We start from the raw sequence: 14,270 nt of genomic DNA on the forward strand, positions 1-14,270 counted from the left end.
TGTGCCGGTGGCTCCCCGAAATCAGCGCAATCTGAACCGTGCGGGCCAGGAACTCCTCTGCCACGACACCGGATTCCAGCCGGGCCAGGTCAGCTCGCGGGTGGATGTGGGTGGGAATGAGCGCAGAATGAAGTCTAGACGCCGCCCCCATCGACGTGTCTCGCCCCCGGGGCCGATTGATGTGGCTTCAGCCTTGCGACACGATCCTCCGCGCCCCGGTAAGGCGCCAGGCTGCCGCAAGGCGTTGGCGCGCCATGATGAGGCCGATGGCGATGGGGGCAATGATCGTAGCCCCCAAGAGAGCTACGGCTGCGACAAAGGCCATGAGCGCCATCGTAGCCAGAATGGCGCCGACGCCCAGTCCCTGAAAAACTAAGCGCAGGAAGGGCGTATCTGGCAAACCGGGCACTGGAGTATCTCCGGATGAAGGATCCGGTTTTGTGGCCCAGCCGGCGGCCCGTTGCTTTGCGCCATGACAAACAAGACCGCTTTTACGTGTGGCGCTGAACGAGCTGCGATCCTCGGCCGAGACGGCTGCGCCTACCCGGAGCTCCCTTCCGAGCAGACGTCCCTCTGCCAAGGGCTGCAGGCGCAACAGCGGCGAGTGCCAGCAGAAGAAGGACCACGGCCACGAAGAACGGAGCCCCCCAGCTGATGGAAGGACCGGGTTGCGCCACGCCCGCGGCGAAGCTCGCCGTGAAGAGGACTGGGCCGATCAGGCCGCTCACGCCCCGCAGGCTGTTGAGTGCGCCCTGCAGCCGCCCCTGCTCTGAGACCGCGATCCGCAGGGTCATCAGGCTCTGCGCGGCCGGGCCGAACAGGCCCCAGAGCGCTGCCATTGGGATGGCTAGCCAGATCCAGCCTCCGCTCGGGGCAAGACCGAACAGGAGGGAGCCGAGAGCGCCGCAGGTAAGGCCCACAGCCATCGTCCGCCGCTCGCCGAGGCGGGGTACGAGCCGGCGCACGAGGCCGCCCTGCACGGCCGCCGACGCGACACCCACGGCCGCCAGGGCGAAGCCGATGGTCATCTGGTCCCATTCGTAGCGATGGCCGGCATAAAGCACGAACACGGCTGGAAAGACCTCATGGGCTAGATTCGAAACGAACATCACCGCCGAGATCCTGAACACCTCCGTGTTCGACCGCAGCAGTCGCAGTGCGGCCACGGGGTTCGCGTTGCGCCAGGCGAACGGTCTCCGCCTCTCCTCCGGCAACGACTCGGGCAGGGCAATAATGCCGTACAGCGCGTTGGCCAGGCACAACCCTGCGGCCACCCAGAACGGAAGCCGCAGATCGATTGCTCCGAGCACTCCGCCAAGGGCTGGTCCGGCGATGAAGCCGAAAGCAAACGCTGCGCCAATCACGCCAAACCCGGCCGCGCGGCGGTCGGCGTCTGTGACGTCGGCGACATAGGCAAAGGCGGTGGTAAAGCTCGATGAGGCCAAGCCGCCAACGGCGCGCCCGGCCAGAAGCCACCCCACGCCGGGAGCCGCTGCCATGAGCAGGTAGTCAAGGCCAAGCGCCAGATTGGACAGCAGGATGATGGGACGGCGCCCGAGCGCGTCGGACAGCGCGCCGAGGATCGGCGCGCCAAAGAACTGGGCCACGGCCCAGGTGAGGCCGAACAGGCCATAGACCTGCGCCGCGCTTATGGTCTCGCCGCCGAGGAAATCCTGAACCAGGCGCGGCAGAACCGGGATGATGATGCCGAAGGCCAGGAGGTCGAGGGCGACGCTGATCACCAGGAACGAGAGGGTCGCGCGAGGGCGTGGATGGACTTGCATGGGCTGAGATCTCAAGGCGCGTTCGAGGGTGGCGGGCTCACAAGAGAGGTCGCGCTACGGCGTTCCGGTCGCGGCCGGACCCTCACCCTGCCAGTGGCCCTGGCTCTTCAAGGCGTCCGCCACCTCGCGGGGCATGTAGTTTTCATCGTGCTTGGCGAGCACCGTGTCGGCCTTGAAGATGCCGGCCGGGTCGAGCACGCCCTCGGCCACGACGCCCTGCCCCTCGCGGAACAGGTCGGGCAGAAGGCCCCTGTATTGCACGCTCACCGCCCCGCTCGCGTCCTTGATCCTGAAGGCGATGATCTGGTTGCCGCCCTTATGCACCGAGTCCTCCTGAACAAGGCCGCCGAGGCGGAAACGAGTGCCGGGAGCAACGCCTTTGGCTTGGATCTCGCTCGGCGTATGGAAGAACACGATGGTGTCGCGCATGGCAAAGGACACCAGGCCGAGCGCGGCGGCGATGGTGGCCACTCCCGTCCCAATGAGGGTCAGGCGCCGTTGCTTGCGGGTCATGTTTCATGCCTCCAGGCTTGCAATCGTGCCCTCCTGTACCATCACGGCAGCCGCCGGGATTTGATGGAGCGCAAGCTCGTGGCCTGTCGAACGCCGCCGGCAGACATGGAGCCCATGACATTCAGCCGCATCGCAGACCAGTCCGGCGGCGTCACCGCCGCCTTGGCCCGGGGCATGATCAGGCCGAGCGCAACCAGCCCATGATGAGCGCCAAGACCAAGTGAAGGACGCGGGCGTCCGCGGACCGTATGATTGTTGCATTGGACAGGCCGTGCGTGCCAACGGCCGTCGCGGGAGGCGGGATGGCTCCCTCGTCGCGTCAACTCGGGCGCAGGGGGCTGAACCGCTGGTGATGGGAAAGCCGCATGGCCCGCTCCGGATCAGAACGGGCAGAACACCAGACGGTGAGCGGCAGGATGACGCCGAGCGCCGCCAGCGTAATGCTTCCACACCCATAATCGAGGTGAAGCCTCTGCATAAGGCATGCTTGCTGCTGCATCAGGAGGAGACGGCGTGGCACCGCTCCGCCCGCAGGGCCTTAATCGTCTCGGCGTTGGGACAGTACCGCTGCACCACGGGCACCCACCCGCGGTCGAGATCGCGCCGGCAGCGGGAGGCGGCCGCGCAGCCGGAACAGACGATGCTCATGTCGCGCATGACATCCGGATGGGTGCGCTCCAGCCGTTCCGGGACGAGCCCGGCGCCACGCAGGAGCCGCGGCATTTCCTCCCCGGCATGGACGCCGCGCGCCGTCAGCCGGGCCAGTTGCTCCAAGGGAAGCCCGACATCCCGCGCAAGCGCAGCAAGCTCGTCAGCATCCAGAGCGTTCAGTTCGTGGCGCGCCTTTCGGCTGGACCGCCAGTTCCAGATCGTGGTCATCAGATCCATGGGACACCTCTATGCCGTCCGGTGAATGGTGCCACAGTCCCATTCCACGATATTGCTCTGGCGCAAACTGGATGCGGTGATCGCCACAGCATCCGCCGATCTTCCAAGGCCGACCAGCTCCTTGCCGAACTTGCCAAACCACGATTGCGGTGCCCTGCTCACGCAGTGGGACGCGAGTTGCTCACAATTCAGACCGCAGCGGCAGTAGCCAGCCTGCGCGCATCTGGAGTACCCGACGGCCATGCCGTGCGGCGGCTCGTCACCTCGCCGGCCGCAGGCGATTGCAGCCGGCAGGCCAAGCCTGTCCACGGGCAAGCGGGTCCGCCGTCCTGGTGACCCCGCGGGTGCGCGCCGGTTTGTTACCGGGCCTCGGGACAACGGGCGCGGACAACGTCAGTCGTCGCCCTCGGAGCAGCCGACTCTGGGTCGACCGCGGCCCGCAGGTCCGCCAGGAACCTCGCACGATCCGCCCCATGCTCGCGGCATGCGTCATCCACGCTGTGGAAGCAGGCAATCGGACAGCCGACACAACGCATCTTGTGGCTCAGGAAAACGCGAATGGTTGCCGGCCATCGTCGCATCACATCGTCGACGAGCTGGGTGGCCTCAATGGACATCACGGCTGTCATCACAGCCTCCAAAGTGACAGTGTTGGTGTGTTGTCTTGATTAACAGGCCCTCTGCCGGCGCTCTTTGCGCGGCGACAAGAAAGGATGAAAACCTCGGGTCATCTCCGCTTCTGTTTGACCCAGGGCAAAGAAGATGTGGGTTCAGCCCGTCAAGGTCCCGCTGTCGAAGCGGAACGAGAGGCACCGGCGAGGCCTTGCGCCCCGGGTCCAGCACGCCTTCCGCATTGACATCTGCCCGGTCGGAGTCCGTCTGGACACCCGACCCAAATACCGCCCGCGGCTGGGACATCCTTGGCCGCCTGCCAAGGAACACCTCGCGATGTGCAGTTGCAATATCACCGAAACCGTTATCGACGTCCGCCAGATCATGCCGCGGATGCGGCATCCGCTGATCTTCAATACCTTTGACCAGCTCGCCCCCGGCGAGGCCTTCCTGCTCGTCAACGACCACGACCCCCGGCCGCTGTTCTACCAGTTCAATGTCGAACGGCCGGGCGCGTTTGGCTGGGACTACCAGGAAGAAGGCCCGGATCTCTGGCGGGTTCGCATCAGCCGTGGCGCCTGAGGAACCAGGGGAACAACGGGGCAAGGACAGGGCCGCATGGGTCCTGCTCCCTGCCCGGCCCGGTATCGTCTCACCAAGGCCTGACCCATGATCGAATTCTGTGCCGCGCTGACCACTTTCCTGGTGGCCCATCTGATCCCGGCGAGCCGTGGCCTGCGCGCCCGCTTGATCCTGCTGATGGGCCGGACGGCCTATCTGACTGTCTACTCGATTCTGTCCCTTGGCCTGCTGGGCTGGCTGATCGTGGCCGCCCAGCGCGCGGAAACCGTATGGCTCTGGGATCCTGCCCCGTGGCAGTGGCACGTCCCGTTCATCGCCATGCCGATGGCGACGTTCCTTCTGGTCGCAGGCCTCCTGTCGGCCAATCCCCTATCGATTTCCCTGAGAGGCGGCACCGAGCCCGGCCCGATCACCACCATCACCCGGCACCCGGTGCTGTGGGCTTTTCTGATCTGGGCGGCGGCCCACATCCCACCAAACGGAACCGTGGTTGCGCTCCTGCTCTTCGGCGCGATGGTCCTGTTCTCCCTGCTCGGGTTCGTCCTGCTTGACCTCAAGGCGCGCAAGCGCCTCGGCCCGGAGCGCTGGCAGATGGTGGCGGCCGGAACGTCCATCCTTCCCTTTGCGGCGCTTCTCTCGGGACGGGCCCAGTGGCGCGCCTTGCGCGCGCTGGTCCTGCCGGCCCTGATAGCGCTTGCCGTCTATGCCTGGTTCGTGCTGCAGGGCCATGCGCTTCTCATCGGCCTGGACCCGCTCGCCGGTCTTGCGGCCATGGGATAGCGCCTGCCAGGGCGACGGGCGCCGGGCCCAGCAGGCAAACCCGAGGTTTCTACTGCGTCAGGAAAAGGACGGTCGCGATCACGACCGACATGGCCACCGCCGCAATCGTGCCGGTCGGGCGCAACACCCCCATCCGGTTCAGCATGACGGCAAAGATGATGATGAGGGGCGTGGCCATCACCAGGCCAACCTGGGCATCGCTCATGAACGGGCTCTCCTGTTTCCAAAGCCGTCTCCTCTATGGCCGAGAACGCGCGGGATTTGTTTGTGCCATCGCAATGAAACGCAGCACAGCGGGCGGTACGAGGCACCGACGATCAAGCTGTCCTGTCGGAGAAAGCCATGGATGCGGCAAGAGCCCTGAACGCTGCGCAAGACGAGCGCCCCTGGGGCGCCCTCTCGGACCTGCCCGGGCATCCGATGATGTGGGTGCTCATCCTCACCGAGGTCGTGACCTTCGGTCTGCTCTTCATGACGTTCGCCGTGGCGGGCGCCGTTCATCACGATGTCTTCGCCGCGGGCCGCGCCCAGCTCGATCCCATGCTTGGCGGAGTGAACACGCTCGTCCTGATCACCAGTGGCTGGCTCGCCGCCCTGGCCGTCGAGACCCGGTCCGTCGGGCGGCGCGGGACGGCGCGGCTGCAGCTTACGGGAGCGATGGCGCTGGGGCTCGTCTTCATCATCATCAAGCTCGCCGAGTACATCGCGAAAGCCCAGGCCGGCATCGGCCTGGAGACCGACACGTTCTTCACGCTCTACTTCCTGCTCACCGGCTTCCACCTCCTGCATGTGCTGCTGGGCATCGTCATCCTGGCGGCCGTCGGGCTCTCGGACAGCCCCGAGAACCTGAAGACCGGCACCGCCTTCTGGCACATGGTCGATCTCGTCTGGGTCGTGATGTACCCGCTCGTCTACCTGATTGGATAAGGCATGGCACGGTCCACCGCGCGCCAGGTCACCCGGGCCTGGGGCATCCTCGTCCTGCTCACCCTTCTCAGCCTTGCCGCAAGCCATTCCGGCTTGGCCGGAGTGATGGTCAACGGGCTGATCCTGGCTGCCACGTTCGCCAAGGGGCGGTGGATGCTGATGGATTTCCTCAAGCTCCGCGGCGTGCCGCCCGGTTGGCGGGGCCTGTTTCTCTGCTGGCTCGGGCTGGTCACCGTCATTCCCTGGGCCTCCGCCGCCCTTCCCTTGCTGCGCGGCTAAAATGGCCATTCGTTGTCAGGCTTGCGCCAGAGCAAAGAGCGGGCCCGGCGCTCCTGTCATCAAACGGGGGCGCACGCCGCACCTGTGCCTCCCTGCTCTTCAAGAAAGGATCGTGTGATGGCTGAAGCCCTCACCAAATCGGCGGCGAGGAACGTGTTCTACGGGGGCTCGTTCTTCTTCTTCGCCATCTTCGTGGGCCTGACCGCCCACAGCCACTACTACATGAACACCACGTCGACGGACACCTCGACGCTCTCGTCCTCCGTCGCCCGCGGCAAGCACGTGTGGGAGAGAAACTCCTGCATCAACTGCCACTCGATCCTGGGCGAAGGAGCCTACTTCGCCCCCGAGCTCGGCAACGTCTGGGACCGCTGGGGCGGGAGGGAAGACCCGGCCGCCGCCCGCGAGATGCTGAAGGCCTGGATGGCCGCCCAACCCTCGGGCATCGAGGGCCGGCGCCAGATGCCGCAGTTCAACCTCACCGACCAGGAACTCAACGATCTCGCCGACTTCCTGGAATGGACCGACCGCATCAAGACCCAGAACTGGCCCCCGAACAAGGCCGGCTGAGAGGGGATGTCATCATGAAGTACCAAACCCAAAGGGTGGCTCTGCTCTATTTCTACGGAGCGCTGGCCCTGTTCATCGCCCAGGTTCTGTTCGGCGTTCTCGCCGGCACGATCTATGTCCTGCCCAACACCCTGTCCGAATTGCTGCCGTTCAACGTCGTCCGGATGATCCACACCAACGCGCTGATCGTGTGGTTGCTGATCGGGTTCATGGGAGCGACTTACTACCTGATCCCGGAGGAGACCGAGAACGAGCTCTTCAGTCCGCTTCTCGCGAAGGTCCAGTTCTGGATGTTTTTCATCGCGGCCGGAATCGCGGTGGTCGGGTATCTGTTCAAGATCCACGAGGGCCGTGAATTCCTGGAGCAACCCTTCCTCATCAAGGTCGGCATCGTCGTCGTGTGCCTGATGTTCCTGTTCAACATCACCATGACGGCGCTCAAGGGCCGCAAGACCGTTGTCACCAACATCCTGCTCTTCGGGCTGTGGGGCGTGGCGATCTTCTTCCTGTTCTCGTTCTACAACCCGTCGAACCTTGCCGTGGACAAGATGTACTGGTGGTACGTCGTGCACCTGTGGGTCGAGGGCGTGTGGGAGCTGATCATGGCCTCGGTGCTCGCCTTCCTGATGATCAAGCTCAATGGCATCGACCGCGAGGTGGTGGAGAAGTGGCTCTATGTCATCGTCGGCATGGCCCTGTTCTCCGGCATTCTCGGCACGGGTCACCATTTCTATTGGATCGGCGCTCCCGGCTATTGGCAGTGGATCGGCTCGCTGTTCTCCACCCTTGAGGTCGCGCCCTTCTTCACCATGGTCGTCTTCACGGTACAGATGACTTGGAAGGCCGGTCGCAAGCATCCCAACCGCGCCGCGCTGCTGTGGTCCATCGGGTGCTCGGTGATGGCCTTCTTTGGCGCGGGCGTCTGGGGCTTCCTGCACACCCTGTCCTCGGTGAACTACTACACCCACGGCACGCAGGTCACGGCCGCCCACGGGCACCTCGCCTTCTTCGGCGCCTACGTGATGCTAAACCTCGCCGTCATGGCCTATGCCATGCCGCAGATCCTCGGCCGCGCTCCCTACAACCAGATGCTCAGCATCGTCAGCTTCTGGATCATGTGCACGGCAATGTCGGTCATGACCTTCGCACTCACCTTCGCGGGCGTCATCCAGGTCCACCTGCAACGCGTGCTCGGCCAGTCGTACATGGAGGTCCAGGATCAGCTCGCCCTGTTCTACTGGATCCGCCTCGGATCGGGCGTGTTCGTGCTGATTTCGGCGATCATGTTCGTCTATGCGGTGTTTGTCCCCGGGCGCGAACAGGCGCCTCGCCTGACCCAAGGCCTGCAGCCCGCCGAATAGTCCACAGTGGGGCGGCCTGTTGCGGGCCGCCCCACCCTCCCGTTCAACCAAGCTTTGAGGATTGACCGATGAAGCCTCTTCTCCATGCCGTGCCGCAGCCAACGGTTGACATTCCCTACTATGTGCCGGCCAGCAATGAGTGCGCCCTTTTCGAGCTTGCGTGGCGCAAGCGTCTGCCGCTTCTCCTGAAAGGCCCGACGGGCTGCGGCAAGACCCGCTTTGTGGCGCACATGGCCTCCAGGCTCGGCCTGCCCCTCCATACCGTCTCCTGCCATGACGACCTCACGGCTGCCGATCTCACCGGCCGCTATCTTCTCAAGGGCGGCGACACCGTGTGGTCCGACGGTCCCCTCACGCGCGCCGTGCGCGAGGGTGGCATCTGCTATCTCGACGAGATCGTCGAGGCCCGGAAGGACGTGACGGTGGTGCTCCATCCGCTCACCGACGACCGCCGCATCCTGCCACTCGACCGCACGGGCGAGGAACTGCAGGCGCCGGATTCCTTCATGCTGGTTGTGTCCTACAATCCCGGCTATCAGACGCTGCTCAAGTCGCTAAAGCCCTCAACGCGCCAGCGTTTCGTCGCCATCGAGTTCGACTTTCTGCCCTTCGAGCACGAGATCACGGTCGTCGCCTCGGAAAGCGGCCTCTCCACGGAGCGCGTGCGTCCGTTTCTGCTGCTCGCCCGCCGTCTGCGCGCGCTTAAGGGCCAAGACCTGGAGGAAGGCGTCTCGACGCGGCTGGTCGTCTACTGCGCATCCCTCATTGCGGCGGGTGTCCCGGCGGAAGAAGCCATCCTCGCCGCCATGATCGAGCCGCTGACCGATGATCTGGACGTCAAGAAGGCTTTGATCGAGGTCGCCCGCGCGACGCTCGCCTGATCCGGAGATCCGCCATGCTCGACTTCCTCGAACTCGAAGAAACCGTCGGCCAGTTCTGGCACCGGTTGGTCGGCCGTGCCGTCACCTACCCACGCTACCCCGAGCTTGGCGTCTCCCTTGATGAGGTCCGCGGATCCCTCCCGGTCTTCTTCCGGGGCCTCGGCGGCGAGACCGGGGTGCAACTGGCCGGCAGCGCCGCGCGCGCCTCGTCCCACCGCCTGAGTTTTCTTCAGCGCCTCGGCGTCACCGAGGAGCGGCTGGAGCAGCCCGGACGGGACGCGGCCACCCTGTTCCTGCCGCCGCGGATCGAGCTGTTCCCGTCAAGCGTGCTCAATCGCGCGCTTTATCTCTGGCTCACGGCCTACTTCGCCCATGTTCCCATGGAGCCCATTCCGGAAGTCGATCCGCTGCGCCGCGATATCCTGGTGCTCCGGCGGGTGCGGGAGACAGTCGTCGCCGTTCTAGCGGAGTGCCCCGGCCTGGCGAGCATGTACAACGACCTTTGCACCGCGATGCGCGAGGCTCGGCCAATGCGCCCCCTGCCGGCTACGGAGAGCAAAATCGAGCAGATCGTGCTCTCGCTCCTCGGGGACGACGGCGCGACGCCGCCTCCCCACTGGGACACGGCGGCCGACGACGCGACCCTGCCGCGCCAAGCCCCCGCCGGCTACCAGCCCTTCCTGCCCGTGCCTCTCTGGGGCGACACCTGGGCCCGCGAGGGCGGTGAGCCGGGCCGCACCAGCGACGAGCCCGCTGGTCCGAGCGATCTTATCGCCTCGGACGCACGCAAGCGGTTTGCCGCACGGCGCGAGACCGACCAGGCCCAGCGCAGCGACCCGTTCATCCTCAACCGCTTCGAGAAGATCCTAGCCATGGCGGAGATGGTGAACGTCAACCGTCCCTCGGACGATGACGGGGACGAGAATGCCGAGAAGGCTCTGGACGAGATGGAGGAGATCCCGCTCTCCCAACACAAGGGCAAGCCAGCGACCAGGCTCAAGTTCGACCTCGACCTGCCGCCGGAGGCCGTCGACATGACGAGCCTGACGGCTGATCTCACCTATCCGGAGTGGGATTATACCCGCAAAGCCTATCTGCCGAACCATTGCCGTGTGCTCGCGGCCCCTGCTTCCGAACAGGGTGAGGCATGGGACGCGGACGACAATGCCCGCCGGATGATCCGGCGCGTACGTCGGCAGTTCGAGGCACTGAGGCCCAAGCATGAGATCCTACGGGCGCAGCCTGATGGTGAAGAGCTCGACATCGACGCGCTCGTGCGTGCGCGCAGCGACCTGCTGTCCGGCGGCTCTAGCTCGGAGCGCGTCCACCTCGCCAGCAAGCGGCAGGCACACGATCTGGCTGTGACGCTGCTGGTCGACGTCTCGCTCTCGACGGATGCCTGGATCGATAACAGGCGCGTGCTCGACGTGGAGAAGGAGGCGCTGATGGTGCTGGCGCAAGGCATGGCGGCCTGCGGCGATTCCCACTCCATCCTGACGTTCACGTCGCGTCGCCGCTCCTGGGTGCGGGTCGAGACCGTGAAGGATTTCGACGAACCCATGAGCCAGACCGTGACAGGGCGGATCGCGGCCCTGAAGCCCGGCTACTACACCCGCATTGGCACGGGCATCCGCCACGCGACAGCGAAACTCTCCGGGCGCCCGAACCGCCAGAAGCTGCTGCTGGTGCTGACCGACGGCAAACCGAACGATGTCGATTACTACGAGGGGCGCTTCGGCATCGAGGACACCCGGCGCGCCGTCATGGAGGCCCGCCGGGCGGGCGTGACCGTGTTTGGCGTGACCGTCGACCGGGAGGCGCAGTCCTACTTCCCGACCCTGTTCGGCCGCGGCGGCTACACCATCGTCGGCCAGGTGGCGAAGCTCCCTTCGGCCCTGCCGGCGATCTACCGCCACCTCGTCCGCTAGGTCGGGCGTACCTTGCCGTCTCGGCAGCCGCGAACGCTGCCCGCGGCACCGCGGGCAGCGTTCGCCATCTCTACGGTACAATTACCGGCGGGCATTGACGCGGGCTTGCAACGCCAGGTGCCCTCCCAAGGCGCAGTCGATCAGCTCGCGACGCATCACGAACTTGGTTCGGGTTTCCTGAATGGCCGCAAAACCAAGTCGCTCGTACAAGCGCGCGGCGGGGTTGTTCTCAGCACGAACACGGCCATCGATGTTGCCGTCCCACGCCACTCGTCCAACAGCTTCCGGACGCCACGCGAGCCAATTCCCTGTCGCTGATGAGGGGGAGCCACGTATAACTGCTTCAGGAACACTTCCGATCCGGTCCGCCTCGCCTCCAACCAGCCGACAACTTTCCGTCCGTCAAGCACGATGATGCGGGTGTCGTCGGGACGCCAAAGCATCGCGAAGTGCGCCTCCTGGTCCTCGTCATCCCACGTCGTCCAGGCGCTGGCGTACGGCTTGATGGTTGTGGCGTACAGTTGAAAGGCGAAGCGGTGGTCATCCGGCCGGGCCGCGCGAAGATCGACGCTCATCCGGTTGTTCATGGCTTGAAGGTGGGGTGACGGATCGAACGGGTTGTCGTCGCGGCCGCCTTTCGGTTGCCAGCCGGCCACGCTGCCGGCGGGGGCGCGGCCGGGCAGATGCAAGACCTTCGGGCCAATGACGAGCCCGATCTGCAGGCTGTCGGCGATGCGCCGCGCACGGCCGAAGAAGGTCTCGACCAGACGCCGGATCCTGTCCTCGGTCACGCCCCATGCCGGCTCGATCAGGGGAACTGGCGTCGCTGAACCCATCATCAAACATGCCTTCGGAATTCCTCTTTGCTTACGCTTCAAAAGATGTATTGTGAATGCATCTTTGAGGAACCCGCATGAGGCTGACGTCCCACACCGACTTTGCGTTGCGGCTGCTGATGAGCCTTGCCGTGATGGAGGAGCGGCTCGTCACCATCGAGGAGCTCTCGACACGGCACAGGCTGTCGCGCAACCACCTGATGAAGGTGGCGCAGACCCTGGTCAGCCTCGGCTACGTGACAGGCGTACGCGGACGAACCGGCGGCCTGAAGCTCGCCAAGCCGGCCTCCGCCATCCGGATGGGCGAGGTCGTCCGCGCCCTGGAGGACGACACTGCATTGGTCGAGTGCCTGGGCGACGGCCCGACCACCTGCATCCTGAGCGGCGCCTGCCTTCTCACCCGCACCATGGGCCGCGCGAGGGAAGCCTTCTTCGCCTCGCTCGATGAGGTGACGCTGGCTGATCTCGTCGCCCCGCGGATCCTGCTGCGCCAACGCCTCGGGGTGGGCAACGGAAACGAACGCGGTCTTGCCGCGACTGCCTGAGATCAACACACCCAACGGAAGGACATAAGAGCCATGCCGACCAAAGCCATCCTGACCGCCGTGCTCCTGCTCTCGGCCGCGCCGGCCTCCGCGGAGTGCGTCTATCGGAATGCTTACAACCACCTGACCAACGAATACGTCACCGTTCCCGTCTCCTGCCCTCCCGTGAAGGCCAGCCAGACCCCCAAGTACCGCAGCTGGCATGAATGCCCGGTTCACGAGGAGCGGAATGCCAAGACCGGGGATGTGTACCAGGTGCGGTCCTGCGCATGACGAAGCCGTCAGTGGCGATTTGAGGGCTGTGATCAACGAGGTCGGCACAACAAAGCCCGTAGGAGCCGGGTCGAAGCTCGATTCCTACGGGCTATTTGCTGCCGATCACACGGCACGACTGTGAGTTCTGCCTGACCGACCGAGGTAGGCGTCGAACGCGGACGCCACGCTGCGCACGAGAAAGCGGGTGTCGTCATTCACCGACAGCATCGTGCCATCGAGCCGGATGACGCCGTCGCCCTCCAACATCCGCAGCCGCGGGATCGACTGCAGGATGGTCTCAGGCGCCACGCCATGCCGGCCGCACACCTGCGCCACGTCCACCTTAAAGTCGCACATGACCCTTTCAATCAGGTCGGCCCGGAGGCGGTCATCCGAAGTCAGCGCGTAACCCTTCGCGGTCGCGAATTCGCCGCGCGCGATGCGCTCGGCATAGCGGCCCAGTACGACCTCGTTCTGGGCATAGCCTTGGGCCAGCCGTCCGATCGCTGAGGCGCCCAAGCCGATCAGCACGTCGCTGGGATCGGTCGTGTAGCCCTGGAAGTTGCGGTGCAGGACACCGTCGACCTGGGCTTGCACCATCGTGTCCTCCGGCAGCGCATAGTGGTCGAGGCCGATCCTGCGGTACCCGGCTTCAACGAGCGCCGCGGCGATGGCTTCGGCCTGCTCGTAGCGGGCGGCGCCGTCTGGCAGCGCGGCCTCGTCGATCTTGCGCTGATGCTTCTTGAATGTGGGAATGTGCGCGTAGCCGAAGACGGAGAAGCGCTCGGGACGCAGCGCGATGCTCTGCCGCACGGTCTCGACGCACGAATCCACCGTCTGGTGTGGCAGGCCATAGATCAGATCAAAATTGACGCCACACACTCCCGCCGCCCGAAGGCCTTCCGTCGCACGGGCCGTCTGCTCGAAGCTCTGGATCCGGTTGATCGCGCGCTGCACCACGGGATCGAAGCTCTGCACGCCAAGGCTGGCGCGGGTGACGCCCGCCTCCCCGAGGGCCGGCGTCATTTTGCGGGTGAGCGTGCGGGGATCGATCTCGACCGCAATCTCAGTCCCCTCGCCGAGGGAAAACCTCTGCCGCATCAGGGCCATGAGGCCGAGAAACTCGGCGGGCTCCATGATAGTCGGCGTCCCGCCGCCGAAATGGACATGGCGGACCGGCAGCGGACTGGTCAGGTACTCCGCGACCAGGCCGATCTCGCGGCGGAGGACCTCAAGGTAATCGACAATCGGCGCATCACGCTGAGTGATGGTGGTGTGGCAGCCGCAGTACCAGCACATGGAGCGGCAGAACGGCACGTGAAGGTACAGGGAGGTGCTCGTCCCGGCCGGCAGGGATGCCAGCCAGTTCCCGTAAGCCTCATGCCCGATGGCGTCGGAGAACTGCGGTGCCGTCGGATAGCTCGTGTAGCGGGGAAGCCGTTCCTCGCCGTAGCGCGCTCTCAGGTCGTCTTTCATGGTGCAAACCCTCGCATGCGACGGATCAGCCTCCGGGAGGCGGTCCGCCCTTC

General features: G+C 65.4%; 18 protein-coding genes. 10 read left to right on the forward strand and 8 right to left on the reverse strand.

Going from position 1 to position 14,270, the window contains the following annotated elements; translation table 11 throughout:
- Positions 1-187: 187 nt before the first annotated feature.
- The 5 genes from NF876_RS08410 to NF876_RS08430 form a co-directional block, all read right to left on the reverse strand.
- Positions 188-409, reverse strand: a complete 222-nt coding sequence (locus NF876_RS08410; protein WP_262268354.1) for a hypothetical protein — start codon at positions 407-409, stop codon at positions 188-190.
- 82 nt (positions 410-491) lie between these two features.
- On the reverse strand, positions 492-1,784 hold the full coding sequence (locus NF876_RS08415) for an MFS transporter (RefSeq protein ID WP_262268355.1): 1,293 nt from the start codon (positions 1,782-1,784) through the stop codon (positions 492-494).
- 54 nt (positions 1,785-1,838) lie between these two features.
- Entirely contained in the window at positions 1,839-2,297 is a 459-nt protein-coding gene (ccmE, locus tag NF876_RS08420; protein WP_262268356.1) for a cytochrome c maturation protein CcmE, read from the reverse strand.
- 498 nt (positions 2,298-2,795) lie between these two features.
- Positions 2,796-3,185 (reverse strand): hypothetical protein, encoded by a 390-nt coding sequence (locus NF876_RS08425; protein WP_262268357.1) that lies wholly within the window; start codon positions 3,183-3,185, stop codon positions 2,796-2,798.
- A gap of 359 nt (positions 3,186-3,544) precedes the next feature.
- A complete protein-coding gene (locus NF876_RS08430) occupies positions 3,545-3,802 on the reverse strand; it encodes a DUF1858 domain-containing protein (RefSeq protein WP_262268440.1) in 258 nt (85 codons plus the stop codon).
- A 145-nt stretch (positions 3,803-3,947) separates the two neighbouring features.
- Between NF876_RS08430 and NF876_RS43125 the strand changes: the two genes are divergently transcribed.
- Both NF876_RS43125 and NF876_RS08440 read left to right on the forward strand, forming a co-directional pair.
- Positions 3,948-4,379, forward strand: a complete 432-nt coding sequence (locus NF876_RS43125) for a DUF2249 domain-containing protein (RefSeq protein ID WP_315974881.1) — start codon at positions 3,948-3,950, stop codon at positions 4,377-4,379.
- 87 nt (positions 4,380-4,466) lie between these two features.
- The gene (locus tag NF876_RS08440; RefSeq protein WP_262268358.1) at positions 4,467-5,159 is read left to right on the forward strand and encodes an NnrU family protein; all 693 of its coding nucleotides are present in this window, start codon (positions 4,467-4,469) and stop codon (positions 5,157-5,159) included.
- A gap of 49 nt (positions 5,160-5,208) precedes the next feature.
- On the opposite strand, the gene NF876_RS08445 is transcribed toward NF876_RS08440, so the two are convergent.
- A complete protein-coding gene (locus tag NF876_RS08445) occupies positions 5,209-5,364 on the reverse strand; it encodes a hypothetical protein (RefSeq protein ID WP_262268359.1) in 156 nt (51 codons plus the stop codon).
- Positions 5,365-5,501: 137 nt separating this feature from the next.
- On the opposite strand from NF876_RS08445, the gene NF876_RS08450 reads away from it, so the two are divergent.
- The 6 genes from NF876_RS08450 (at position 5,502) to NF876_RS08475 (ending at position 11,105) form a co-directional block, all read left to right on the forward strand.
- Positions 5,502-6,086 carry a cytochrome c oxidase subunit 3 family protein gene (locus NF876_RS08450; RefSeq protein ID WP_262268360.1) on the forward strand — a complete coding sequence of 195 codons (585 nt, stop codon included), beginning with the start codon at positions 5,502-5,504 and terminating at the stop codon, positions 6,084-6,086.
- Positions 6,087-6,089: 3 nt separating this feature from the next.
- On the forward strand, positions 6,090-6,365 hold the full coding sequence (locus NF876_RS08455; RefSeq protein WP_262268361.1) for a cytochrome C oxidase subunit IV family protein: 276 nt from the start codon (positions 6,090-6,092) through the stop codon (positions 6,363-6,365).
- 117 nt (positions 6,366-6,482) lie between these two features.
- Positions 6,483-6,935, forward strand: coding sequence for a c-type cytochrome (locus NF876_RS08460; protein WP_262265960.1), 453 nt, complete (start codon positions 6,483-6,485; stop codon positions 6,933-6,935).
- A 14-nt stretch (positions 6,936-6,949) separates the two neighbouring features.
- A complete protein-coding gene (locus tag NF876_RS08465) occupies positions 6,950-8,296 on the forward strand; it encodes a cbb3-type cytochrome c oxidase subunit I (protein ID WP_262265961.1) in 1,347 nt (448 codons plus the stop codon).
- A 68-nt stretch (positions 8,297-8,364) separates the two neighbouring features.
- Positions 8,365-9,177, forward strand: a complete 813-nt coding sequence (locus NF876_RS08470) for a CbbQ/NirQ/NorQ/GpvN family protein (protein ID WP_262268362.1) — start codon at positions 8,365-8,367, stop codon at positions 9,175-9,177.
- A 14-nt stretch (positions 9,178-9,191) separates the two neighbouring features.
- Positions 9,192-11,105, forward strand: coding sequence for a nitric oxide reductase activation protein NorD (locus NF876_RS08475; RefSeq protein ID WP_262268363.1), 1,914 nt, complete (start codon positions 9,192-9,194; stop codon positions 11,103-11,105).
- 155 nt (positions 11,106-11,260) lie between these two features.
- Here the strand turns inward: NF876_RS08475 and NF876_RS08480 are convergent, their stop codons facing one another.
- On the reverse strand, positions 11,261-11,944 hold the full coding sequence (locus NF876_RS08480) for a GNAT family N-acetyltransferase (protein WP_262268364.1): 684 nt from the start codon (positions 11,942-11,944) through the stop codon (positions 11,261-11,263).
- A gap of 74 nt (positions 11,945-12,018) precedes the next feature.
- Between NF876_RS08480 and NF876_RS08485 the strand changes: the two genes are divergently transcribed.
- Positions 12,019-12,486 (forward strand): RrF2 family transcriptional regulator, encoded by a 468-nt coding sequence (locus NF876_RS08485; protein ID WP_262268365.1) that lies wholly within the window; start codon positions 12,019-12,021, stop codon positions 12,484-12,486.
- A gap of 33 nt (positions 12,487-12,519) precedes the next feature.
- Positions 12,520-12,759 carry a hypothetical protein gene (locus tag NF876_RS08490; protein WP_262268366.1) on the forward strand — a complete coding sequence of 80 codons (240 nt, stop codon included), beginning with the start codon at positions 12,520-12,522 and terminating at the stop codon, positions 12,757-12,759.
- A 105-nt stretch (positions 12,760-12,864) separates the two neighbouring features.
- On the opposite strand, the gene hemN is transcribed toward NF876_RS08490, so the two are convergent.
- The gene (gene hemN / locus NF876_RS08495; RefSeq protein WP_262268367.1) at positions 12,865-14,217 is read right to left on the reverse strand and encodes an oxygen-independent coproporphyrinogen III oxidase; all 1,353 of its coding nucleotides are present in this window, start codon (positions 14,215-14,217) and stop codon (positions 12,865-12,867) included.
- Between the last annotated feature and the right edge of the window lie 53 nt (positions 14,218-14,270).

It is taken from the genome of Microvirga yunnanensis (genome assembly GCF_025460875.1).

Bases quoted from the DNA above. Each gene is read 5' to 3' on its own strand.
- NF876_RS08415 (WP_262268355.1), bottom strand. From the start codon at position 1,784: ATGCAAGTCCATCCACGCCCTCGCGCGACCCTCTCGTTCCTGGTGATC.
- ccmE (WP_262268356.1), bottom strand. From the start codon at position 2,297: ATGACCCGCAAGCAACGGCGCCTGACCCTCATTGGGACGGGAGTGGCC.
- NF876_RS08425 (WP_262268357.1), bottom strand. From the start codon at position 3,185: ATGGATCTGATGACCACGATCTGGAACTGGCGGTCCAGCCGAAAGGCG.
- NF876_RS08430 (WP_262268440.1), bottom strand. From the start codon at position 3,802: ATGTCCATTGAGGCCACCCAGCTCGTCGACGATGTGATGCGACGATGG.
- NF876_RS43125 (WP_315974881.1), top strand. From the start codon at position 3,948: ATGTGGGTTCAGCCCGTCAAGGTCCCGCTGTCGAAGCGGAACGAGAGG.
- NF876_RS08440 (WP_262268358.1), top strand. From the start codon at position 4,467: ATGATCGAATTCTGTGCCGCGCTGACCACTTTCCTGGTGGCCCATCTG.
- NF876_RS08445 (WP_262268359.1), bottom strand. From the start codon at position 5,364: ATGAGCGATGCCCAGGTTGGCCTGGTGATGGCCACGCCCCTCATCATC.
- NF876_RS08450 (WP_262268360.1), top strand. From the start codon at position 5,502: ATGGATGCGGCAAGAGCCCTGAACGCTGCGCAAGACGAGCGCCCCTGG.
- NF876_RS08455 (WP_262268361.1), top strand. From the start codon at position 6,090: ATGGCACGGTCCACCGCGCGCCAGGTCACCCGGGCCTGGGGCATCCTC.
- NF876_RS08460 (WP_262265960.1), top strand. From the start codon at position 6,483: ATGGCTGAAGCCCTCACCAAATCGGCGGCGAGGAACGTGTTCTACGGG.
- NF876_RS08465 (WP_262265961.1), top strand. From the start codon at position 6,950: ATGAAGTACCAAACCCAAAGGGTGGCTCTGCTCTATTTCTACGGAGCG.
- NF876_RS08470 (WP_262268362.1), top strand. From the start codon at position 8,365: ATGAAGCCTCTTCTCCATGCCGTGCCGCAGCCAACGGTTGACATTCCC.
- NF876_RS08475 (WP_262268363.1), top strand. From the start codon at position 9,192: ATGCTCGACTTCCTCGAACTCGAAGAAACCGTCGGCCAGTTCTGGCAC.
- NF876_RS08480 (WP_262268364.1), bottom strand. From the start codon at position 11,944: ATGATGGGTTCAGCGACGCCAGTTCCCCTGATCGAGCCGGCATGGGGC.
- NF876_RS08485 (WP_262268365.1), top strand. From the start codon at position 12,019: ATGAGGCTGACGTCCCACACCGACTTTGCGTTGCGGCTGCTGATGAGC.
- NF876_RS08490 (WP_262268366.1), top strand. From the start codon at position 12,520: ATGCCGACCAAAGCCATCCTGACCGCCGTGCTCCTGCTCTCGGCCGCG.
- hemN (WP_262268367.1), bottom strand. From the start codon at position 14,217: ATGAAAGACGACCTGAGAGCGCGCTACGGCGAGGAACGGCTTCCCCGC.